Annotated in this window: 22 protein-coding genes and 1 pseudogene; 11 read left to right on the forward strand and 12 right to left on the reverse strand. The window is 58.0% G+C overall.

The genetic code is table 11. The features are described from left to right. Nucleotides 1-96: 96 nt before the first annotated feature. Nucleotides 97-1,467: an MFS transporter gene (locus FHW76_RS01705; protein WP_064169357.1), complete on the forward strand. Its 1,371-nt coding sequence runs from the start codon at nt 97-99 to the stop codon at nt 1,465-1,467. A gap of 69 nt (nt 1,468-1,536) precedes the next feature. Here FHW76_RS01705 and htpX read toward each other — a convergent pair whose 3' ends face one another. From htpX to FHW76_RS01725, 4 genes and pseudogenes are all read right to left on the reverse strand, one after another. Then, nucleotides 1,537-2,421: a protease HtpX gene (gene htpX, locus FHW76_RS01710; protein ID WP_008804280.1), complete on the reverse strand. Its 885-nt coding sequence runs from the start codon at nt 2,419-2,421 to the stop codon at nt 1,537-1,539. 235 nt (nt 2,422-2,656) lie between these two features. Beyond that, entirely contained in the window at nt 2,657-4,705 is a 2,049-nt protein-coding gene (gene prc, locus FHW76_RS01715) for a carboxy terminal-processing peptidase (protein ID WP_008804279.1), read from the reverse strand. Between the two features lie 19 nt (nt 4,706-4,724). Continuing rightward, on the reverse strand, nt 4,725-5,399 hold the full coding sequence (gene proQ, locus FHW76_RS01720) for an RNA chaperone ProQ (protein WP_032741230.1): 675 nt from the start codon (nt 5,397-5,399) through the stop codon (nt 4,725-4,727). Between the two features lie 81 nt (nt 5,400-5,480). Beyond that, nucleotides 5,481-5,994, reverse strand: a pseudogene (locus FHW76_RS01725) (GAF domain-containing protein). 132 nt (nt 5,995-6,126) lie between these two features. Here FHW76_RS01725 and yebS point away from each other — a divergent pair. The 5 genes from yebS (at nt 6,127) to FHW76_RS01750 (ending at nt 12,219) form a co-directional block, all read left to right on the forward strand. Further along, entirely contained in the window at nt 6,127-7,410 is a 1,284-nt protein-coding gene (gene yebS / locus FHW76_RS01730; RefSeq protein ID WP_008804276.1) for a membrane integrity lipid transport subunit YebS, read from the forward strand. Continuing rightward, entirely contained in the window at nt 7,379-10,012 is a 2,634-nt protein-coding gene (locus tag FHW76_RS01735) for a PqiB family protein (RefSeq protein ID WP_016161386.1), read from the forward strand. The genes yebS and FHW76_RS01735 overlap by 32 nt, the downstream gene beginning before the upstream one ends. Nucleotides 10,013-10,141: 129 nt before the next feature. Continuing rightward, complete coding sequence (gene rsmF, locus FHW76_RS01740; RefSeq protein ID WP_110209367.1) at nt 10,142-11,575, forward strand: 16S rRNA (cytosine(1407)-C(5))-methyltransferase RsmF; 1,434 nt, start codon at nt 10,142-10,144, stop codon at nt 11,573-11,575. A 115-nt stretch (nt 11,576-11,690) separates the two neighbouring features. Then, on the forward strand, nt 11,691-11,930 hold the full coding sequence (locus FHW76_RS01745) for a YebV family protein (protein WP_002911393.1): 240 nt from the start codon (nt 11,691-11,693) through the stop codon (nt 11,928-11,930). Between the two features lie 97 nt (nt 11,931-12,027). Next, nucleotides 12,028-12,219, forward strand: coding sequence for a YebW family protein (locus FHW76_RS01750; RefSeq protein ID WP_002911395.1), 192 nt, complete (start codon nt 12,028-12,030; stop codon nt 12,217-12,219). Here FHW76_RS01750 and pphA read toward each other — a convergent pair. Next, on the reverse strand, nt 12,216-12,869 hold the full coding sequence (gene pphA / locus FHW76_RS01755) for a protein-serine/threonine phosphatase (protein WP_008804273.1): 654 nt from the start codon (nt 12,867-12,869) through the stop codon (nt 12,216-12,218). The genes FHW76_RS01750 and pphA overlap by 4 nt on opposite strands. A gap of 155 nt (nt 12,870-13,024) precedes the next feature. On the opposite strand from pphA, the gene FHW76_RS01760 reads away from it, so the two are divergent. Then, complete coding sequence (locus FHW76_RS01760; RefSeq protein ID WP_162493241.1) at nt 13,025-13,993, forward strand: VirK/YbjX family protein; 969 nt, start codon at nt 13,025-13,027, stop codon at nt 13,991-13,993. A 103-nt stretch (nt 13,994-14,096) separates the two neighbouring features. Continuing rightward, nucleotides 14,097-14,240, forward strand: a complete 144-nt coding sequence (locus FHW76_RS01765) for an Ecr family regulatory small membrane protein (RefSeq protein WP_046621074.1) — start codon at nt 14,097-14,099, stop codon at nt 14,238-14,240. Between the two features lie 644 nt (nt 14,241-14,884). Here FHW76_RS01765 and FHW76_RS01770 read toward each other — a convergent pair. The 3 genes from FHW76_RS01770 to yobA are packed head-to-tail and all read right to left on the reverse strand — an operon-like array spanning nt 14,885 to nt 16,487. Continuing rightward, entirely contained in the window at nt 14,885-15,223 is a 339-nt protein-coding gene (locus tag FHW76_RS01770) for a YebY family protein (protein ID WP_008804271.1), read from the reverse strand. Between the two features lie 16 nt (nt 15,224-15,239). Continuing rightward, complete coding sequence (gene copD, locus FHW76_RS01775; RefSeq protein ID WP_012541262.1) at nt 15,240-16,109, reverse strand: copper homeostasis membrane protein CopD; 870 nt, start codon at nt 16,107-16,109, stop codon at nt 15,240-15,242. A 3-nt stretch (nt 16,110-16,112) separates the two neighbouring features. Beyond that, nucleotides 16,113-16,487, reverse strand: a complete 375-nt coding sequence (gene yobA, locus FHW76_RS01780) for a CopC domain-containing protein YobA (protein ID WP_008804269.1) — start codon at nt 16,485-16,487, stop codon at nt 16,113-16,115. Nucleotides 16,488-16,600: 113 nt separating this feature from the next. On the opposite strand from yobA, the gene FHW76_RS01785 reads away from it, so the two are divergent. Together FHW76_RS01785 and exoX are read left to right on the forward strand one after the other, a co-directional pair. Continuing rightward, nucleotides 16,601-16,831 carry a DNA polymerase III subunit theta gene (locus FHW76_RS01785; RefSeq protein ID WP_012541260.1) on the forward strand — a complete coding sequence of 77 codons (231 nt, stop codon included), beginning with the start codon at nt 16,601-16,603 and terminating at the stop codon, nt 16,829-16,831. A gap of 78 nt (nt 16,832-16,909) precedes the next feature. Continuing rightward, nucleotides 16,910-17,569 carry an exodeoxyribonuclease X gene (gene exoX / locus FHW76_RS01790; RefSeq protein WP_008804267.1) on the forward strand — a complete coding sequence of 220 codons (660 nt, stop codon included), beginning with the start codon at nt 16,910-16,912 and terminating at the stop codon, nt 17,567-17,569. Between the two features lie 3 nt (nt 17,570-17,572). On the opposite strand, the gene ptrB is transcribed toward exoX, so the two are convergent. The 3 genes from ptrB to FHW76_RS01805 all read right to left on the reverse strand — a co-directional run bounded on the left by ptrB (nt 17,573) and on the right by FHW76_RS01805 (nt 20,905). After that, nucleotides 17,573-19,633: an oligopeptidase B gene (gene ptrB / locus FHW76_RS01795; protein ID WP_110209368.1), complete on the reverse strand. Its 2,061-nt coding sequence runs from the start codon at nt 19,631-19,633 to the stop codon at nt 17,573-17,575. A gap of 120 nt (nt 19,634-19,753) precedes the next feature. Further along, entirely contained in the window at nt 19,754-20,416 is a 663-nt protein-coding gene (locus tag FHW76_RS01800; protein ID WP_012541257.1) for a tellurite resistance TerB family protein, read from the reverse strand. 141 nt (nt 20,417-20,557) lie between these two features. Then, entirely contained in the window at nt 20,558-20,905 is a 348-nt protein-coding gene (locus tag FHW76_RS01805; protein ID WP_012967680.1) for a YebG family protein, read from the reverse strand. A gap of 135 nt (nt 20,906-21,040) precedes the next feature. On the opposite strand from FHW76_RS01805, the gene purT reads away from it, so the two are divergent. Then, nucleotides 21,041-22,219: a formate-dependent phosphoribosylglycinamide formyltransferase gene (gene purT, locus FHW76_RS01810; protein WP_049138202.1), complete on the forward strand. Its 1,179-nt coding sequence runs from the start codon at nt 21,041-21,043 to the stop codon at nt 22,217-22,219. A gap of 57 nt (nt 22,220-22,276) precedes the next feature. Here the strand turns inward: purT and FHW76_RS01815 are convergent, their stop codons facing one another. Continuing rightward, the gene (locus FHW76_RS01815) at nt 22,277-22,918 is read right to left on the reverse strand and encodes a bifunctional 4-hydroxy-2-oxoglutarate aldolase/2-dehydro-3-deoxy-phosphogluconate aldolase (RefSeq protein ID WP_002911423.1); all 642 of its coding nucleotides are present in this window, start codon (nt 22,916-22,918) and stop codon (nt 22,277-22,279) included. Nucleotides 22,919-22,940 lie beyond the last annotated feature (22 nt).

Consider the following 22,940-nt stretch of genomic DNA (forward strand, 5'->3'; position numbering starts at 1 on the left):
TTCTGCCACTTCGTTACAAATCTGCGACATACTGCGGAATAATCAATGCTAAACTCATCATTCAAAAAACCGTTTCATTTAAGACTTATATTCACCATGGATAAAAATTCTTCCGATGGCGTGCCGCTGCCGCAACGCTATGGCGCCATTCTGACCATCGTGCTGGGGCTGACCATGGCCGTGCTCGACGGGGCTATCGCCAACGTCGCGCTCCCGACCATCGCCAGCGATCTTAACGCCTCGCCGGCGGCGTCAATCTGGATCGTTAACGCCTACCAAATCGCCATTGTCATCGCCCTGCTACCGCTCTCTTTCCTCGGCGATATGGTCGGCTATCGCCGCATCTATAAGATAGGCCTGGTGGTGTTTATCTTTACCTCGCTGGCCTGCGCCCTGTCGCGCAGTCTCGACATGCTGACCTTCGCCCGCGTCGCCCAGGGGCTGGGCGGCGCCGCGCTGATGAGCGTGAACACCGCGTTGATCCGCCTGATTTATCCGCAGCGCTTTCTCGGCCGCGGCATGGGCATCAACTCCTTTGTCGTCGCCGTCTCTTCGGCGGCAGGCCCGACGATCGCCGCGGCGATCCTCTCCCTCGCCTCATGGCAATGGCTGTTTTTAATTAACGTTCCCCTCGGGATCGTCGCTTTTGTTCTGGCCATGCGCTTTCTGCCACCCAACAACGCGCGCAGCAAAATTATCCGCTTCGATCTGCCGAGCGCCATCATGAACGCCCTCACCTTCGGGCTGCTGATCACTGCGCTCAGCGGGTTCGCCCAGGGACAGTCTGTTCAGCTGGTGCTGGCGGAAGTGGCCGCCATGCTGGTGGTGGGCTTTTTCTTCGTTCGCCGCCAGCTCAGCATGCCCGTCCCCCTGCTGCCGGTCGACCTGCTGCGCATCCCGCTCTTCTCACTCTCTATCTGCACCTCCATCTGCTCCTTCTGTGCGCAGATGCTGGCGATGGTCTCCCTGCCCTTCTTCCTGCAGACGATGATGGGGCGCAGCGAAGTGGAGACCGGCCTGCTGCTGACGCCGTGGCCGCTGGCGACCATGGTGATGGCGCCGCTGGCCGGTTATTTGATTGAGAAATGCCATGCGGGACTGCTGGGGGCCATTGGGCTGCTGGTTATGGCCTGCGGCCTGTTCGGCCTGGCGCTGCTGCCCGAGTCGCCTTCCGATCTGGATATTATCTGGCGTATGGCGCTGTGCGGCGCCGGTTTCGGGCTGTTTCAGTCGCCGAATAACCACACTATTGTCGCCTCGGCTCCGAGCCATCGTAGCGGTGGCGCCAGCGGGATGCTGGGTACCGCTCGCCTGCTCGGTCAGAGCACTGGCGCGGCGCTGGTCGCCCTGCTGTTCAACCTGCTCGGCAACAGCGGCACCCATACCGCCCTGCTGCTGGCCGGCATTCTGGCGACCGTTGCCGCACTGATTAGCGGTCTGCGCGTCACCCAGCCGCGCGCGGCCTGATAAACGGCGGCAAAAAAAATCCGCAGCTTTCGGGCTGCGGATTTTTATTTTTAGCGTCGAACCGACGGATTACTTCAGATACTCACCGCTACGCAGGGCTTCAATACGTTTATCCAGCGGCGGGTGAGTCATAAACAGCTCGCTCATGGATTTCGCTTTACCATTGATGCAGAACGCCATCATGCTGCTGGCTTCCTGTGGCTCATAGCTGGTTTTCAGACGCTGCAGGGCAGCAATCATCTTCTCGCGGCCCACCAGTCGCGCCGAGCCGGCGTCAGCGTGGAACTCGCGATGACGAGAGAACCACATGGTAATAATGCTGGCCAGAATACCGAACACCAGTTCCAGCACCGTGGCGACAGCGAAGTAGATCAGCGGGTTACCATTGCTGCTCTCCCCTTCATCTTCCCGGTTGCCGCCGAGGAAACCGGCCGCAATCTGGGCAATCACGCGCGAGATAAAGATAACGAAGGTGTTCACCACCCCCTGAATCAGCGTCATGGTCACCATATCGCCATTAGCGATGTGGCTGATTTCATGGGCAATGACCGCTTCCGCTTCATCACGGCTCATGTTTTGTAGCAGCCCTGTGCTGACGGCGACCAGCGAGGCGTCGCGACGCGCGCCGGTAGCAAAAGCGTTGATATCAGGCGCGTGATAGATAGCCACCTGCGGCATGGCAATGCCCGCCTGCTGCGCCTGTTGGGCGACGGTGTGCATCAGCCAGCGTTCCGTTTCGTTGCGCGGCTGCTCGATCACTTCCCCACCCACAGACTTCAGGGCCATCCATTTCGACATCATCAGCGAAACGATAGAACCACCGAAGCCGAACAGCAGGGCCATAATCAACAGACCGGTCATGCTGCTGGATTGGATCCCCGTGAGGCTTAACACCAGCCCGAACACGACCATTACTGCCAGGTTCGTCAGCAGGAAAAGCGCGATTCGCATCATAATTTTCTTTTTACCTCAATTTAACAAAACGCACTATGCGATTACCCACATCGTATGGGTCAGGCTGCAATTTTCAACCATCAACCCCCGCTAAGTCACGATAAAAACACAACTTTACATTTTGTAGCATCTTGCTGACAGCGGCCGGGCAGGTTGACATTTTGTTAGTTGAGCTGAAAGGTGATGACAAAAGCACAAAATAAAACGGGCACCCTCTGAGGTGCCCGTTTGTTATTTATTTACTGGCTGGCGGTTCCACCGCCGGGCGCGCTTTTTCAAGATGCGCCAGGTCTACCGCGATATGGACCGTTTCATCAAGATACGGATCCGGCTCCTGGTAATCCTTCGGCAGGTCATCCAGTTTTTTCAGCAGCGGTTTGCCTTCGCGTTTCAGGCGATCGTTAATCCGCGCCAGACGAATCGCATCATCCTCTTCGTTCTCTTTCTCACGCTGGGCGTAGTTCAGAGAGACGATGTTACGCTTGTCCTTCATCGCGTTATAACGGGCAATATCCTTCATGATGTACTGGAACTCTGGATCCTGCGCGATACGCTCATCATGGCGCTTGAGCAGTTCCGGTCCAAACGGGGTCAGATCCCCGGACTTCACGTAGGTGGCTGCGTTGATGCTATCCCACGGCAGCGCGTTGTCTTCATACTGCTCGCCGGTCTCACGATCTTCATTACCGGTTGGCATCATGATATCCGGCGTCACGCCTTTACGCTGCGTACTGCCGCCGTTAATACGGTAGAACTTCTGGATGGTGTACTGGACGGAACCTAACGCCGGCCAGTCCGGACGCAGCATCTGATCGTAGATACGATTCAACGAGCGATACTGCTGTACCGTCCCTTTACCGAAGGTCGGCTCGCCAACGATCAGCGCGCGGCCATAATCCTGCATCGCCGCGGCGAAGATTTCAGACGCCGAGGCGCTAAAGCGGTCAACCAGCACCACCAGCGGCCCTTTGTAATAGACCACGCCATCGTTGTCGCTGTCTTCGCGGACCTTGCCATTGTTATCACGGACCTGCACTACCGGGCCGGACGGAATAAACAGACCCGAGAGCGATACCGCCTCGGTCAGCGCCCCGCCGCCGTTGCTGCGCAGATCAATGACGATGCTGCTGACGTTCTGTTTTTCCAGCTTCTGCAGTTGCACCTTCACATCATCGGTGAGACCAACGTAAAAGCCCGGAATATCCAGCACGCCGACTTTTTCTTTACCAACGGTTTTCACCGACATCTTCACCGCACGGTCTTCCAGACGGATCCGCTCGCGGGTCAGGGTCACGATACGCGTCTTGGCCCCTTTGCCTGCCGGCAGGATCTCAAGGCGCACTTTGCTGCCCTTCGGTCCTTTAATCAGCGCGACCACGTCATCCAGACGCCAGCCGATGACATCAACCATCGGCTTCCCGGTCTGGCCAACGCCAACGATACGGTCGCCGACGCTGATCGCTTTGCTCTTCGCGGCCGGGCCGCCCGCCACCAGCGAATTGATGACGGTGTAGTCATCATCCATTTGCAGGACAGCGCCGATCCCCTCAAGAGAGAGGCTCATCTCAGTGTTGAACTGCTCGGTATTACGTGGAGACAGGTAGTTGGTGTGCGGGTCGATTTCGCGAGCGAAGGCGGTCATCGCCAGCGAGAAGACATCTTCGCTGTTGGTTTGCGCCAGACGACGGATCGCGAACTTATAGCGACGCGTTAAGGTGTCGCGGATCTCTTTATCGTCTTTACCCGCCAGCTTCAGGCTTAACTGGTCAAACTTCACCTTGGCGTCCCACAGCGTGTTCAGCTCGGCCTCATCTTTTGGCCACGGCGCTTTGGAGCGATCAAGGTTAAAATTATCGTTGCCGGTAAAGTCCATCGGACGTTCCAGCACTTTGAGCGCATACTGATAGCGCTCAAAGCGACGCTGCTGCGCCAGGTTATAGAGGTCGTAGAAGACGTCCAGTTTCCCGGTGCGCAGTTCGTCGCCGATTTGATCTTTTTTGGCCGCAAACTTCGCCACATCGCTGGCCAGCAGCACATTGTGGCTGTAGTCCAGCAGGTTCAGATAACGGTCAAAAATCTTTGCCGAGAAGGCGTTGTCGAGATCAAACTGACGGTAGTGAGAACGGGTAAAGCGCGACGTCACGCGCTCGCTCACCGTCGCGTGCTGCGGCTCTTCTTTCAGCACGGGTATTTGATCTGCACGGGTTATTTCATCAACAGCGAAAGCATGGCCTGCTATTGCCAGCAGGCCCGCAAGCGCAGTGATTTTAAAAAATGTGTTCATGCCTGGCCCGGCCTCCGTTTCAGAACACCAGGTGTTCTGCGCGTACAATCATTGACATACCAGAAGTCAGCTGTACACGAACGCCATCTTTGGTGATTTCCAGAACGGTGGCGTCCATTGCGTTATTGCCTGCTTTTACCTTCAGCGCCTGGCCGACGGTCAGAACGGAAACATCCGAAACCGGAGTATGACGCTCTTCACGCGGGGCTTTGGCCGCAACAGGACGCGGTTTACGCTGTTCAGCGCCTTCTTTACGACGCGGCTGCTGAGGACGTGGTTTACGCTCGCGGCGAACCCCTTCATCCTGCTGACCTGCGGCGGCGGCTTCGCGTTTTTTCGCCTGCTGGGCAGCGCGCTGCGTCTGAACGCGAGCTTTCGCTTCTTCCAGCTGCTGGCGCGCATGGGCAATGTGCTGTTCTTCCAGTTCGCCGCACGGGTTGCCGTCCAGGTCAACGCGGATAGCGCCGGCTTTCACGCCGTACAGATAACGCCAGCTGGACGTGTAGAGACGTAATGCAGCGCGAAGCTGGGTTTTGCTGAGATTCATCTCACCACCCACTCGCTCAACGAGATCCTGAAAAATACCAATTTTCAGGGGGCGCGCTTCGCCTTCAGCGCTAAAGCACTGCGGGAAACGTTCGGCCAGAAAGGCGATAACTTCTTTACTGCTATTCAACTTAGGTTGATTTTCCATGAAATTTCCTGATTACAACGGACGTAGCCAACAAGCCGCAGGCATGAACAGGCGACATTATAATGACGTCCTCGCTAAATGCTACGTTATCCGTTGATTATCCCACGACACGGGTAAAGATTTTTTGATAATCAGTGGCCGCGATAAGTTTTTCCAGTTGCTCGACCAGCGTGCGCAACCCCTGCTCATCTTCAGCTGTGAAGCGGCCATACGCCGTGCTGTCGATATCCAGCACGCCGATAATCTGGTCGTTCACGCGCAGGGGAAAGACAATTTCTGAATTACTGGCCGCATCGCAGGCAATGTGACCATCAAACGCATGCACGTCCTCTACGCGCTGGACCTGGGCTTGCGCCACCGCGGCGCCGCAGACGCCGCGACCAACCGGAATGCGCACACAGGCCAGTTTGCCCTGGAACGGCCCCAGTACCAGGGTATCGCCTTCCAGAAGATAGAAACCGGCCCAGTTGACCTCGCTCAGCCGCTCGAACAGCAGCGCGCTGGTATTGGCGATCATCGCCAGAAAACTGGTTTCACCTGCCATTAATGCCTGGAAATCGCGGTTCAGATCCGCGTAAAATTCTGTTTTGCTCATTATATCTTCACTTGGTTGTCTTACTGCCTGATACGTACAGCCTACTAAAATAAGCATTAAATGCGCTTAGGCTCAAGATGAATTCATTCATAGGTTAAGATAGTGGGATACATTCATTCCTGTACGTAATAAATGCCGATAAAAACACCAACGATTAAACCTGCGAAGAAGTTGGTCGTGCATGCCGTCAGCACACCGCTTCCCTATGCGCATTATCAGCGCTGTACGCAGTGTGACATGCTCTTTCGCTTACCGGTGCTTAAGCGCAACCAAAGCGCCTGGTGCCCACGCTGCAACGCCAAGGTGCGCGATGGGCGCGACTGGTCGCTGACGCGTTTGGGCAGCATGGCCGTTGCGATGCTGCTGCTCATGCCTTTTGCCTGGTCGGAGCCTCTGCTGCGCCTGCACCTGCTGGGCGTGCGCATCGACGCCAACGTCCTGCAAGGGATCTGGCAGATGACCGCGCAGGGTGACCCGCTTACCGCCGCCATGGTGCTGTTTTGCGCGGTGGTCGCCCCGGTGCTGCTGGTGGTCTCGATTAGCTATCTCTGGCTGGGCAACGTGCTGGGGATGAACCTGCGCCCGGTGCTGCTGATGCTCGGCAAGCTCAAAGAGTGGGTGATGCTGGATATCTATCTGGTGGGTATTGGCGTCGCCTCCATCAAGGTGCAGGATTACGCCTTTCTGCAGCCCGGCATCGGCCTGGTGGCGTTTATCTCGCTGACGCTGCTGAGCATCCTGACGCTTATTCACATGAACGTCGAAGAGCTGTGGGAGCGTTTCTATCCTGAACGGCCAGCGACCCGCGCCGATAACAATTTACAGGTGTGCACCGGCTGCCACTACACCGGCTACCGCGACGCGCGTGGCCGCTGCCGACGCTGCCACTCCCCGCTGCATCATCGCAGGCCACAGAGCCTGCAGCGCAGCTGGGCGGCGCTGATTGCCTCGCTGATATTTCTCTTACCAGCCAACCTGCTGCCGATCTCGATCATCTATGTTAACGGTGCGCGCCAGGACGATACGATCCTTTCCGGGATCATCTCCCTTGCCAGCAGCAATATCGCCATCGCCGGAGTGGTATTTATCGCCAGTATTTTGGTGCCATTCACCAAAGTTATAGTGTTATTTACCCTATTGGTCAGCATACAATTCAAGTGCGAGCAAGGCTTGCGCACCCGCATCCTGCTGCTGCGGCTGATAACCTGGATTGGCCGCTGGTCGATGTTGGATCTGTTTGTTATTTCACTCACCATGTCGCTAATCAATCGCGATCAGCTCCTCGCTTTCACCATGGGGCCGGCGGCGGTTTACTTCGGCGGTGCGGTAATTTTAACTATTCTTGCAGTTGAATGGCTGGACAGCCGCTTACTTTGGGACGCACATGAGTCAGGAATCGCCCGCTTCGCAGACTGAAGCCAGAATAAAAACTAAACGCCGTATTTCGCCATTCTGGCTGTTGCCGGTCATCGCGCTGCTGATTGCCGCCTGGCTCATCTGGACCAGCTTTGACGACCGCGGATCGACGATTACCATCGATTTCCAGTCCGCTAACGGCATTGTGCCGGGGCGGACGCCTATCCGTTATCAGGGGGTCGAGGTCGGCACCGTCCAGGATATTAGCCTCAGTAAAGATCTGAGTAAGATTGAGGTTTCCGCCAGCATCAAACGCGATATGAAAGATGCGCTGCGCAAAGAGACCCAGTTCTGGCTGGTCACCCCAAAAGCCTCTCTGGCGGGGGTCTCCGGGCTGGATGCGCTGGTGGGCGGGAACTACATTGGCATGATGCCTGGCAAAGGTGAGCCCGAAGATCACTTCGTGGCCCTCGACACTCAGCCGAAATACCGCATCAACAACGGCGAGCTGATGATCCACCTGCAGGCGCCGGACCTTGGCTCCCTGAACAGCGGCTCGCTGGTCTATTTCCGCAAGATCCCGGTCGGGCGCGTGTATGATTTCACCCTGAATGCCAATAATCAGGGGGTCACCATCGATGTCCTGATCGAGCGCCGGTTTACCAACCTGGTGAAAAAAGGCAGCCGATTCTGGAACGTCTCCGGGATCAAAGCCGACGTCGGCCTGAGTGGGGCAAAAGTGCAGCTGGAGAACCTTTCTGCGCTGGTGAACGGCGCTATCGCCTTCGATTCACCTGCCGATTCGCAGGTTGCGGCGCAAAACGATGACTATCATCTGTACGAAGATCTGGCGCATAGCCAGCGCGGTGTGCTGGTCACCCTCGACCTGCCCGACGGCGATGGGCTGAAAGCAGGCTCGACGCCGCTGATGTATCAGGGGCTGGAAGTGGGTCAGTTAAGTAAGCTGAATCTTAACCCCGGCGGCAAAGTGACCGGCGAGATGACCGTCGACCCGAGCGTGGTGACGCTGCTGCGTGAGAAGACGCTGATTCAGATGAAGAAGCCGAAGATTTCCCTCGATAACCCCAGCGTCAGCGCCCTGCTCACCGGCAATACCTTTGAACTGGTACCCGGTGAAGGCGAGCCGCGCAACCACTTCTCCGTCATGCCAGCAGATAAAGCGCTGCTGGAGGAGCCCAACGTCGCCACCGTCACGCTCTCGGCGCCGGAAAGCTACGGGATTGACGGCGGCCAACCGCTGGTGCTGCACGGAGTAAAAGTCGGCCAGGTGCTGGAGCGCAAACTGACGGCCAAAGGGGTGACCTTCCAGGTCGCGATTGCCCCCGAATACCGCGATCTCATTCGCGGTGACAGTAAGTTTGTGGTTAACAGCCGTCTGGATGTCAAAGTCGGACTCGATGGCGTGCAGGTGCTGGGGGCCAGCGCCAGCGAATGGGTTAATGGCGGGATCCGGGTCATTCCGGGAGAAAAAGGCGAAATGCAGAGCAGCTACCCGCTATACGCCAACCTCGAAAAGGCCCAGGAAAACAGCCTGAGCGAAGTGCCGACCACGACCTTAAGCCTCTCAGCCGAGACCCTGCCTGACGTTCAGGCCGGCTCGGTGGTGCTGTATCGTAAATTCGCCGTCGGCGAGATCATCGCCGTCAAACCGCGCAAAGACGCTTTCGATATCGATTTGCATATCAAGCCGGAGTACCGCTACCTGCTGAGCAACAACAGCGTCTTCTGGGCCGAAGGGGGGGCGAAGGTCAAACTTGACGGCAACGGACTCACCGTTCAGGCCTCGCCGCTGGCGCGCGCCATTAAAGGGGCGATCAGTTTCGATAACCTCAATGGCAGCAGCGCCAACGCGCGGCTGAATAACAAACGTATCCTTTACGCTTCGGAAACGGCGGCGCGCGCCGTGGGCGGCCAGATCACCCTGCACGCGTTTGACGCCGGGAAGATGGCGGCCGGGATGCCGATTCGTTATCTCGGCATCGATATCGGTCAGATCCAGTCCCTGGAGCTGATCACCGCCAAAAACGAAGTGCAGGCGAAAGCGGTGCTCTACCCGGAATACGTCGGTACCTTCGCCCGGGCCGGGACCCGCTTCTCGGTGATCACCCCGCAAATCTCCGCCGCGGGCGTCGAGCATCTGGACACCCTGTTCCAGTCCTATATTAACGTTGAGCCCGGACGCGGGCCGGCGCGCCGCGACTTTGAGATCCAGGATACGACGATCAGCGACTCACGTTATATCGACGGCCTGAACATCGTGGTGGAAGCGCCGGAGGCGGGGTCGCTTGGCATCGGTACGCCGGTCCTGTTCCGCGGCCTTGAGGTGGGGACGGTCACTGGCCTGTCGCTGGGGTCAATGTCCGATCGGGTGATGGTGAAACTGCGCATCAGCAAGCGCTACCAGTATCTGGTACGCAATAACTCGGTGTTCTGGCTGGCCTCAGGTTACAGCCTCGACTTCGGCCTGATTGGCGGCGTGGTGAAAACCGGGACCTTCAACCAGTTTATCCGCGGCGGGATCGCCTTCGCCACGCCGCCGGGGACACCGCTGGCGCCGAAGGCCCAGGATGGCAAGCACTTCCTGCTGCAGGAGAGCGAGCCGAAAGAGTGGCGGGAATGGGGCACCGCCCTGCCGCAGTAACCCTCGTAACGCTTTTCCCGCACCGGCCAACGCCGGGGGCGGGAAGATGACTCACCGCACGCCCCGGTGTCCTGCACCGGGGCGTTTGTGCTAAACTGCGCACCCTTTTTTTTCTGTGGTGCGCTGCCTGTGGCTGAAAATACTGTCTATTTCCCTGAAGCGTTTCTCGCTCAAATGCGTGCGGCAATGCCCGCGCATCTCTCTTTCGACGACTTTATCGCCGCCTGCCAGCGCCCGCTACGCCGCAGTATTCGCGTCAACACGCTGAAAATCAGTGTGGCCGATTTTCTCTCTCTGGTCGCCCCGTATGGCTGGCAGCTGACGCCGGTCCCCTGGTGTGAAGAGGGATTCTGGATCGAGCGGGACGGCGACGATGCCCTGCCGCTGGGCAGCACCGCCGAACATCTCAGCGGGCTGTTCTATATTCAGGAGGCAAGCTCGATGCTGCCGGTCGCCGCTCTGTTCGCCGATAACCCGCAGCCTGAACGGGTGATGGATGTTGCCGCCGCGCCGGGGTCTAAGACCACCCAGATTGCCGCCCGAATGGGTAACGCGGGCGGCATTCTGGCCAATGAGTTCTCCGCCAGCCGGGTGAAGGTGCTGCATGCCAACATCAGCCGCTGCGGCATCAATAACGTCGCCCTGACTCACTTCGACGGCCGGGTTTTCGGCGCGGCCTTGCCCGAAACCTTCGATGCCATTCTGCTTGATGCCCCCTGTTCGGGCGAAGGCGTGGTGCGTAAAGATGCTGACGCACTGAAAAACTGGTCGCCGGAGAGCAACCTCGACATTGCCGCCACCCAGCGCGAACTTATCGACAGCGCCTTCCATGCCCTGCGTCCTGGCGGGACGTTGGTGTATTCGACCTGTACCCTGAATCGCGAGGAAAACCAGTCGGTTGTTCAGTGGCTGCTGTCCCGTTATCCGCAGGCGGTGGAGATCCTGCCGCTGGGAGATCTGTTTTCCGGCGCGGCCGATGCCTTAACCGCAGAAGGATTTTTGCACGTGTTCCCGCAGATCTACGATTGCGAAGGCTTCTTTGTCGCTCGCCTGCGCAAGACCGCGGCGATCGATCCGCTCCCGGCGCCAGGCTATAAGGTCGGCAAATTCCCGTTTACGCCGCTGAAGAGCCGGGAGGCCGCCGCGGTAACTGCCGCCGCCAGCGCTGTTGGCCTGGTGTGGGACGCAGGTCATACGCTGTGGCAGCGGGATAAAGAGCTGTGGCTGTTCCCGCAGGCTATGGAGCCCCTGTTTGGTCAGGTGCGTTTTTCACGCATCGGCGTACGCCTGGCAGAGGTGCACAATAAGGGGTACCGCTGGCAGCATGAGGCGGTTATCGCCTTTGCCGCGCCGCAGCGCGCCTTCGAGCTGACCCAGGAGGAAGCGGAGGAATGGTATCGCGGACGCGACGTCTATCCGCAGACCGCGCCGCAGCAGGATGAGGCCATCGTGACCTTCCAGGGTGTCCCGCTGGGTCTGGCCAAGCGCGTCGGCTCCCGTCTGAAGAATAGCTACCCGCGCGAACTGGTGCGCGATGGGAAACTTTTTGCCGGCAAGGTGTGACGCCGCGCAAAAAATGCGCACTTTTTGACTGGCGGTTTTCACCCCATTGACTACGCTGAAAAATGACGGCCTCAACTGGTCGTACCACAACTCAGCTGAAAAATGGGGTGAAGCGATGAGTAAAACCAATGTCCGTATCGGCGCGTTTGAGATAGACGATGCCGAACTGCACGGTGAACATCAGGGAGAGCGAACGTTAAGTATTCCCTGCAAATCCGATCCAGATTTATGTATGCAGCTTGACGCCTGGGATGCCGATACCAGCGTGCCCGCTATTCTCAATGGCGAACATTCCGTGCTCTACCGTAAACATTACGACCGCCAGTCTGATGCCTGGGTCATGCGCCTTGCCTGACTCAAATGAACCCGTCGCCTGAGACGGGTTATTTATTTCCCCGTCCCGCCGTCATCCCCTACACTAAAGAGTATGTGAACCCGAGCATGAGGCCAGGATGTTTGCCTTGGTGTTGTTTATTTGCTATCTGGATGGCGGCTGCGAGGACATTGTGGTTGACGTCTACCGCGAGGAAACGCAGTGCTTAGTGGCGATGGAGGATCAGCGGATCCGCCACGGCGGCTGCTATCCGATAGAAGATTTTATTGATGGCTTCTGGCAACCCGCCAGCGAATACAGCGATTTTTAACCTGCCGATTGTAGCGCCACCAGCGTCAGCGTTCCGCCAAACACGGCGCCCGTATCAATATAGTGTTGATTATCGCGTTCATAAGGCGTGCGAAGCGGCGTATGGCCAAACCAGAAATGGTCTGCTCCGGCGATGGCGCCATGACGTCCCGCCAGATGTTCGCTCAGGCGATGACGGCTCCATAACACCCGCTGGGGATCCACCGGCTGCTGCCAGCGATAGACTGGCGCCGGATAATCGGCATGGGCGATCACATGCCGGGCATCTGCACACCCAACTTCAATAATCAACGGTAGCCGCTGACAACGCGCTAACAGCCGGTCGGCTTCGGCCCGCTGCTGCGCGGTGCCCCGGCCATACCAGTCGCCGCCATTCATCTGCCAGAGTGCCATATCCCCGCTCTCCAGCGCCTCCAGCGCCATCTGTTCATGATTCCCCCGAACGGCCCTGAACCAGCGGCAGCGCAGCAGGCCGAGGCAGTCAGCGCTCTGCGGTCCGCGATCGATCAGATCGCCCACGGAAATGAGCAGATCGGCCCAAGGATCAAAGCGCAGCTGACGCAGGCGGCCCATCAGTAGCGCAAAGCAACCATGCAGATCGCCCATCAGCCAGATATTACGCCAGTCGCTACCATTAATACGTTGATACATATAATTACCTCTCTGCTGTAATTATAGGTAATTGCGCCGAATCCCCGTGATTTTTATTTACACCTCAATCGATTTTAAACAAACGGGAAATATAGTCGGCCAGAGGATTAAGCTTATCAGAAGCTCGCTTTAAAATAGGAGGAAATAACAACGAGGTGTTTATCGTGACAGACAATAGCCTGCATTCAACCAGCGTGCTTGCGCCGCGCTCGCATCTTATTGCCGATCTGGTGATGGGCAGACTAATACCTGCACCTATCTGGCGGCAGAAAAATTTTCGCCTTAAATTTCTGCTGCGTACGGCGTTATTTTATAGCCCCACCAAAGCAATGCTTGAGTCGCTTAGCGCCCGTGACGATTTTAATCAGCTTCTGACCGCGCAGGCGACCTTGCCGGGAAAAGTGCACCGTCAGTACCTGACGCGCGATCTTAACGCCTGGCAGCGGGCGATGGCGGTGATAAGTCATTATCGCTACATCGATACCCTGCAAGGGTCGCTGCTGGCGCATGCCATGACCGCGGTGAGCGAGGTCCCGCTGCTGACGCTGAACGGAAAAGACGACAGCCCGTTCACTCTCTCCGCCTCCTCAGCCGGGAAGGCTGAGCGCGAGGGCGAAACCACATTATGGCTACGCGACGGCGATCACACCCTGTTGGCCAGCGCAACCTTTAGCGTGACCTGGGACGGTGAAGCCTGGCAACTTGTCATCGGCGGCCTGCAGGGGCCACGGCGCCACGTTTCCCATGAGGTGATTAAGCAGGCCACTCGCGCCTGCTTCGGCCTGTTCCCGAAGCGCCTGCTGCTGGAGTTCATTTGGCTGCTGGCCGCTCGCAGCGCTATCGAGTCGATTTATGGCGTCAGCGATAACGGCCATGTGTTCCGTGCCCTGCGCTATCGTCTGAGCAAGGGCCGCCATTTCCACGCCAGCTACGACGAGTTCTGGCAGTCCATCGATGGTAAGCCGGAAAGCGCGTGGCGCTGGCGGCTGCCGCAGCGTCTGGAACGAAAATCACTGGAGAGTATCGCCAGCAAAAAACGGGCCGAATACCGGCGTCGGTTCCAGCTGCTGGATCAGCTGGCTGAGCAGGTGGACATCCTGACGCAACCGCGCCATGGTGCGTAAATGTCGCTGCGGATAGCGCCGCGCTGACACGCGGCGTTTGCTTATTCGGTCGTTATTTCGCTACTATCATGGCCCCTGGCGCCATTGGATAGTGGTTGGCATGATGAGTAAAACCGAAATTTTCCTGCTGATTATTCTTGCGGTCATTCTGCTGGGCTGCGTATGGTTTGTTTTTAGTGATGAAATTTGGCTTTTGCTCTGCTATCTCGAAAGTAAAATATATCCCACCTTTAGCGTCCCTGAATAATTTTAGCCGCTGTAAATAGCGGCGCATTCGCTTATTATTTTTAGCGATACGGTCGTTCATTGATAGCTAATCGCATGAATTGCCAAACCTATTAGACTTTGCTTATTTTATTTGTCATACAAATGTGTATACTAGCAGCCTTCCGATGTTGGCCCGCCAGTTAACCTGCACGCCGGGCCTGGTTAGGTGCAGGTTTTTTCTTTTCTCTTTCCACCCCAGCTTCAGATCTCTCCTTCCCGACGCAACCCTTCCTCAGGATGCGATTTGTGTGTAAATGGATTGTGTATGCTAAAAACGGTGTGCTATAACGGGACATCCAGAGGCCAGCCTGGGGTTTGACTGACATGATGTCGCTGGCTATTGCGAAAGCAGAAGGTTACCGATAAAAAGAGACCGAATACGATTCCTGTATTCGGTCCAGGGAAATGGCTCTTGGGAGAGAGCCGTGCGCTAAAAGTTGGCATTAATGCAGGCTAAGTCGCCTTGCACTATAAGAATAGTTTAACGCGTCAGCTTTTCCAGTCCGTGGCCAATGTGGTCGTATAATTCCTGGGAAACGGCTGTCAGCCAGTAAAAAACCGCCACTGCCGTTATCCGGCAAGGGCGGTTTTTTTTATGCTATTACAGTAAGATAACGCGGAACGCTAGCAGAGCTTCTGCGCTCGCTCGATAAATGGCGCAAGGCTCATTTTTTGTCCCGGGTGCTGCGGATCGTCGATCTGGATCACCGAGATCGGTTGCGCGGTCGTCTTGCCGGCTTTAACCTGCTGTTCCGCGACGTCATTGAGCGGATACTGGACCAGCGTACTCGGGTTGATGGCGTAAAGCGCGTTACCCGGACGGCAGGTCAACATCACCTCTTCACGGTTGAACGCCCAACTCTCCTTCCCCACTTCAAAGCGGCTCACGGTGATAATTTGCGGCGCCGCCAGAGCAGCCCCGGAGCTTGCCAGTAACAACATGGTCAGAACAATTTTTTTCATGATTTTGCCAGTTAATTCAATAAGGTTCCCAGGTGGCAAACAGACTGACGGCCAGCAGCGCCAGCGCGCCCAGCCCTATCTCAGCCTGCGTGGTTCGCAGGATCAGGCTTTCCGCCCGCGAACCGCTTGCCGACATGCGCGGTACCAGAACATACCTGTTCACTAAGGCAATTACCACCATCCCGGCGACCAGCGCACATTTGATCAACAGCATGCGTCCCCAGGGCGAGGTTCCGATCACCGCCCCCTGGATCAACAGCGCATTGACCACGCCGCTGGCAAGGGTGCCGGCCACCGCCAGATGTCCATAACGCGAAAAGCGCGCCATGGTATAGACCGCAGCCTGACGCCAGCGCCCCTGCGCCAGACGCAGGCAGTAGATGAAGGGCAACAGGCCGCCGAACCAGCTGGCGACGCAGAAGAGGTGGACGGCATGATTAGTCCGCTGCAGGGCGCCGAGTAAGCCATCGTGCATAGCAGCATGCCCAACCCCGGCGGAAAGCAGCAGCTGGGCCGCCAGCAGGGCCATCAGTTGCCTGGCGCCGTGATGGGGGCGGATCCACACCACGGCGAGAGCAGTCAACGCCAGCAGGATCTGCCAGATCCACACCCCGCCGAAGCGGGTTCCCGCTACCGCCTGCCAAACGGCGGGCTGCCAGACATCCGCCCAGCCGTCGCCCATTATCCCCCCCTGCAGCAGATACAGCGCCACGGTTGAGAGCGCGCCAATCAACATCAGGGGGCGCAATAGCGGATAAAAGCGGTGCATCAGCACGCGCCTCAGCGGTACCGGCGCCCACCAGGCGCCATACAGCACGCAGCCAAAAGCCAACATCAGGGTGATAAAGTGCCCAAAACGCAGCGTGATATAGAGCCCGGTCAACATCGATCACTTCACGCTAAAAGTGTATTGCCCTTTGGTTTTATGGCCGTCAACCGAGACCACATGCCATGCTACGGTGTACTCCCCCGGAGGCAACGTTTCCGCCAGGGGTAAGGTGACCTGAGCGGGGTTGTCAGCGCTGCGGGTCAGTTTACCGGCGGCTACCGCGTGCTGCTGCGGACCGGTGACGGTCACGCCGCTGAAGGCCGGTTCGATCCCTTCGGAGAAACTGAGCGTCAGCGTCTGAGGGGGCGCGGTCAGTTGGGCACCCGCGGCGGGGATCTGCTGTTGCAGGTGAGCATGGGCGAAGGCGCCTGCCGCGGTTAATATACCGGCAAACGCAACGGAGAGGCGCAACGCGCGTCCAGCGAGGAGTCGCATATTCGTCATTCCCTTTTGTTATGTCTGTAGGACAGAGAATAACCCTGTATAATGGCAGAGTCGAGCTAAGCGTCAGCGCCTCGACCGGGTTTACCAGCACACTGGAGTTAATAATGGAAAGAAATCTGGCCAAAATTTCGCAAGCTGAGATGGATAAGGTCAACGTCGATCTCGCCGCCGCCGGCGTCGCCTTTAAGGAGCGATACAACATGCCGGTGGTCGCTGATTTGGTCGAGCGTGAGCAGCCCGCCCATCTGCGCGACTGGTTCCGCGAACGACTGATCGCCCATCGGCTGGCCTCTGTCTCGCTTTCCCGACTGCCCTGGGAGCCGAAGCAGAAATAATGCGCGCCCGCCTGCTCCCCATCGGTTGGCAAGACCACCCAATTCCTTTACGCTTGTTGTTTTGCTCTGGAGCGAGCCATGCTGCGCGTCATTGATACCGAAACCTGCGGCCTGCAGGGGGGCATCGTCGAAATCGCCTCGGTCGATATTGTCGACGGGCGAATCACTAACCCGATGAGCCATCTGGTGCGTCCTGATCGGCCCATCACGCCGCAGGCGATGGCTATCCACCGTATAACGGAAGAGATGGTCGCCGATAAGCCGTGGATTGAAGAGATTATTCCGCATTATCTTGGCAGCCCCTGGTATGTCGCGCACAACGCCAGCTTTGACCGCCGGGTGCTACCGGAGATGAGCGGCGAGTGGATTTGTACCATGAAGCTGGCCCGCCGCCTGTGGCCGGGGATCAAATACAGCAATATGGGGTTATATAAATCACGTAAGCTGAATGTGGCGACCCCGCCGGGGCTGCATCACCACCGCGCGCTGTATGACTGCTATATCACCGCCGCGCTGCTGCTGGATATCATCAACGTTTCCGGCTGGACGCCTGACGAAATGGCCGATATCACCGGCCGCCCGGCGCTGCTCACCACCTTTACCTTCGGCAAATACCGGGGTAAAGCGGTGGCCGAAATTGCTGAAAACGACCCCGGCTACCTGCGCTGGTTATTCAACAATCTCGACCGGATGAGCCCCGAACTGCGTCTGACCCTCAAACACTACCTCGGGGAATAATCGTCACACAGCCGCTTTTCCCGGCAGTGTCCCCTGCGCCAGGGCAATGAAAAAGGCATACTCCAGGGCCACCCCTTCATAGCTTTTAAAGCGCCCGGATTTGCCGCCATGGCCGGAATCCATATCGGTACAGAGCAGCAGCAGGTTATCGTCGGTTTTCAGTTCCCGCAGTTTGGCCACCCATTTCGCCGGCTCCCAGTATTGCACCTGGGAATCGTGCAGTCCGGTGGTGACCAGCATATGCGGATAAGCCTGCGCCCGGACGCCGTCGTAGGGGCTGTAGCTTTTCATGTAGTGGTAATAGGTTTCATCCTGTGGATTCCCCCACTCTTCAAATTCCCCGGTGGTCAGTGGAATAGATTCGTCCAACATGGTGGTCACCACATCGACGAACGGCACCTGGGCTATCACGCCATGAAACAGCTCAGGACGTTCGTTAACGGCCACGCCCATCAGCATCCCGCCGGCGCTGCCCCCCATGCCATAGCAGAGCTGCGGATCGCCGTACCCCTGGGCCAGCAGCGCGTCACAGACGTCCAGATAGTCGTTGAAGGTATTTTTCTTACACAGAAATTTGCCGTCCTCATACCACTGCTGCCCCAGCTCGCCCCCGCCGCGGACATGGGCGATGGCGTAGACAAAGCCGCGGTTGAGCAGGCTCAGCCGGCTGGCGCTGAAATCGGCATCGATACTCTCGCCATACGAGCCGTAGCCATAGACCAGCAGCGGATTGCTCCCTTTGCGGAAATGGTCGCGATGGTAGACCAGCGATACCGGAACCTCGACGCCATCGCGGGCGGTCACCCACAGGTGTTCGCTCTGGTAGCAGCTCGTGTCCAACCCCTTCACCTCCTGCTGCTTGATAACCCGCCGCTCGCCGGTATCCATGTCCAGTTCAAACAGGGTGTCTGGCGTAGTCATGGAGGAATACCCGTAGCGCAGGCGCGACGTTTCAGGTTCCGGATTATAGGCAAGCCAGGTGACATAGGCCGGATCGTCAAAGGCGATCCCTACCACCTCCCGGGTCTTGCGGTTAATTTGCCGCAGGCTGGTCAGGCCGCGCTGGCGCTCCTCGACGACCAGCCAGTCAGTAAACAGGGTAAATCCTTCGAGCATCACGTCGTGACGCGGCGGGATCAGCGTGGTCCACTGATCTTCATCGCGCAGCACAGTACGGTAGAGGCCAAAATTCTTCCCCTCGCGGTTGGATCGCAGATAGAACGCGTGCTGATAGTGATCGAGGCTGTATTCGTGATCTTTCCGCCGCGGCAGGAAGCAGACCGGCTCGGCGTCAGGGAGTTCGGCGTTGAGCAGTAATGCTTCACTGGTGGTGGCGCTGGAGAGATAAATCACCACGAACTGCTGGGAAGTGGTCTTATGTACGCTGACGTAGAAGGTCTCATCTTTTTCTTCATAGACCAGCACATCACTCTGCGCCGCGGTACCCACCGTGTGGCGCCAGACCTGATAAGGCAGCAGTGTGGTGGGATGTTTACGCACGTACCACACAAAGCGGGAATCATTGCTCCAGGCAAACCCGGAGGTAACATTTTCCAGGATCTCCGGGTACCATTCACCGCTGCTAAGGTTGCAGAAGCGCAGGCCATACTGGCGGCGGGAAAGATAATCCTCCGCCACCGCCATCAATTGGTTATTCGGCGCGACGCCCAGTCCGCCAAGGGTGTAGAACTCACTCTTCGCCGCCCGCAGGTTGCCGTCGAGCAGGATCTCCCACTCGTCCCACTCCTCTTTGAGCACCGACTGGCGCTGATAGATGGCGTATTCACAGCCCGGCTCGTAAACCTGACGGTAGCGAAAACCATTTTTACTGTAAGGGGCGGAGACTTCCCGTTGCGGAATGCGGTCGATAATTTCTTTCAGCAGACGTTCCTGCAGGCTGAGCTGCGAATCCATCACCCGCTTGCCATAGGCGTTCTCCGCGTGCAGGTACTCCAGCACGTCAGGTCGCGCGCGCTCATCGTCGCGCAGCCAGTAATAGTTATCGATGCGTGTATCGCCATGCAAGGTCATGGCGTGAGGGATCCGTTTGGCTTTAGGTGGCATGTTGTTCTTCTGCTGCTTTATCGTGACACAAGAGCATTCAGGTCACACGGCGGCGCCTGAATGATGACGTGTCTATAAGGGTGGCAAAAGACGCGGGCGATGCAAGCGAAACGTGATAATTTAGACGCTTAGCGCTTGTTTTTGTGACTGGATATCCTGTTCTATATCGGCCCGGACATCCTTTGGCAGTGACAAAGCGTCTCCCAGCGCGTTCAGATAACTGCGTTCCATAAAGTGGTCGATATCAATGACCGCGCAGCTGACGTAGTAGATCTCCAGTGCCTCCTGCGGATCAACGATGCCCTCCGCCAGACGCTGAGGATCCAGCGGTTGGGCCAGCGCCTGGTCGATCAGCACCCGGGCCTGAACGTCGATATTGGCCGCCCGCAGCTGGGCTTCAATATTAGCCCGTTCGTGGTCATCTATATGACCATCGCTCCTGGCGGCAAAAACCAGCGCGGTGATCAGTCGCACGCTGCGCGGATCAACGTCCGCCGGCACGGCAGCCGGCGTGTTCGCCCCGGGGACAGGCGCGTTTTGAGCGCGCATCTTCTGCTGATACTTGTTCCATAACACCGTACCCGCCACCGCCCCACCGCCAGCCAGCAGCGCGCTGGTGCCGTACTTCGCCAGCAGTTTGCGTGAGGATTTACTGGCCACCAGCAACCCGGCCAGCCCGCCAATCGCGCCGGGCAGCAGTGCGCTCCCTTTTGACGACTCGCCTGTCGATGACGCGCCCTGCTGCCCGAGCAGCGACTGCAGTTGATTAAGCCAGTTAGCCATGGTTTTCCTCTCAGGTGATAAAACACTGCTATCAGCCTAAACGACGCGATGTCAGGAAATGTTAGATCTGGCTAAAGATGCGCAAAGGTGGGCGCGGCAGACAAATCCCTGCCCAGCCAGGCCATAGCTGGCTGCCGCCAGTCAGGCCACTTTCGCCTTACGCGCTTTGGTCGCTGGCGCCGCGGCGTCTTCCGCTGGAGAAGCCTCTTCTGCCGCCGACGGCGCGGGTGAGTCGTGCGCGGACGCATCCTGCTCCGGCAATCGGCCGACGCGCAGGATATGCTGCAGCGCCTCTTTTCGCTCTGCCAGCCACATCGCCATGGTGTCACGCTGGGCGTCATCCATCTCCAGCGGCGATGCCACCAGCCAGTCATTCAGCACCTCTGCCAGATCGAGCATTTTGTCGTAAGCGTCGGCCTCTTTTTTGCTGGCAAAAGACATTTTTTCCTCACCTTCGCGGATCACAACATATTTAATTTCAACCGCCATGCTGCAGCCTCTCAATACTGTATTTTTATACAGTATAACAAATTTCCTTTCCGGACTCAACTCACGCGCGTAAAGACAGACGCAAACGTTTTCGTTTATAATCGGCAGCATCTTTTTTTACTGCGGAAGAGAGTTATGACTGTATTAGGCACCGCGCTGCGCCCGGCAGCCACCAAAGTAATGCTGTTAGGTTCCGGCGAGCTGGGCAAAGAAGTCGCTATTGAATGTCAGCGTCTGGGCATTGAAACTATCGCCGTCGACCGCTACCCCGATGCCCCGGCGATGCAGGTCGCCCACCGCGCCCATGTCATCAATATGCTGCACAGCGAGAGCCTGCGCGCTCTGATTGAACAGGAAAAACCCGATTACATCGTGCCGGAGATCGAAGCTATTGCTACCGATACCCTGGTTGAACTGGAACAGGCCGGGCAGAAAGTAGTCCCCACGGCGCGGGCGGCTAAGCTCACCATGAACCGCGAAGGCATTCGCCGCCTGGCGGCAGAAGAGCTGCAGCTCCCCACCTCCAGCTATCGCTTTGCCGACAGCGAAGAAGGCTTCCGCGCGGCGGTCACCGACATCGGTTTGCCGTGCATCGTCAAACCAGTGATGAGCTCCTCCGGCAAAGGTCAGAGCTTTATCCGCTCGGCTGACCAGCTCAGCGAAGCCTGGCGCTATGCGCAGCAGGGCGGCCGCGCCGGCGCCGGGCGGGTGATCGTCGAGGGGGTGGTGAATTTCGATTTCGAAATCACCCTGCTCACCGTCAGCGCCGTCGACGGCGTGCATTTCTGCGCCCCGGTTGGCCATCGCCAGGAAGACGGCGATTACCGTGAGTCCTGGCAACCGCAGCAGATGAGCGACCTGGCCCTCGAACGTGCCCAGGCCATCGCCCGCAAGGTAGTGCTGGCGCTGGGGGGTCATGGCCTGTTTGGCGTGGAACTGTTCGTATGCGGCGACGAGGTGATCTTCAGCGAAGTTTCCCCGCGCCCACACGACACCGGCATGGTAACGCTGATCTCGCAGGATCTCTCGGAATTCGCCCTGCACGTTCGTGCCTTTCTTGGACTGCCCGTCGGCGCTATCCGCCAGTATGGTCCGGCCGCTTCCGCAGTGATCCTTCCGCAGCTGACCAGTCAGAACGTCAGCTTTGGCCAGCTGCAATCGGCCGTCGGGGCTGGCCTGCAGCTGCGACTGTTCGGCAAGCCCGAGATTGACGGTACCCGCCGCCTGGGGGTGACCCTCGCCGTTGCCGATTCGGTTGAAGAGGCCGTAGCGCGGGCTAAAACCGCCGCCGCTGCGGTCATCGTCGAAGGCTAAAGACAAAAAAACCCGGTCGCGTTGCCGCTGACCGGGTTGTCGACCCTGAGGCGCGGTTTACTTCGCGCCTTCCACCGCTTCACGCGCCAGGGTGGTGATGCGATCGTAGTCGCCGGCCTCCAGCGCGTCGGCTGGCACCAGCCAGGAACCGCCGATGCACAGCACGCTATTCAGCGCCAGGTAGTCACGGTAGTTGGCCGGAGAAATACCGCCGGTCGGGCAGAAACGAATGTGGCCGAACGGACCAGCAATCGCCTGCAGGGCTTTCACGCCGCCGTTGGCTTCCGCCGGGAAGAATTTAAACTCTTTCAGACCATACTGCATACCCAGCATCAGCTCGGAAACCGTGCTGATCCCCGGGATCAGCGGAATGGTGCCGTCTTCGGTCGCCGCTTTCAGCAGGGATTCGGTCAGTCCCGGGCTGATAGCGAACTGCGCGCCAGCTTCCGTTACCGCTTTCAGTTGCTCGACGTTGGTGACCGTGCCCGCGCCGACAATCGCGTCCGGCACTTCTTTAGCAATCGCGCGGATCGCTTCCAGGGCGCACTCGGTGCGCAGGGTGACTTCCAGCACGCGCACGCCGCCCGCGACCAGCGCTTTCGCCATCGGTACCGCATGCTCCAGCTTTTTCACCACGATAACCGGGACAACCGGACCGGAGGTGAGGATTGCTTCTGCTGTTGTTTTCCAGTTTTTCATCAGGATTTTCTCTCGCCAGATC

It is taken from the genome of Klebsiella sp. RC2 (genome assembly GCF_014192815.1).
GTDB classification, from domain to species: Bacteria; Pseudomonadota; Gammaproteobacteria; order Enterobacterales; family Enterobacteriaceae; genus Klebsiella; species Klebsiella variicola.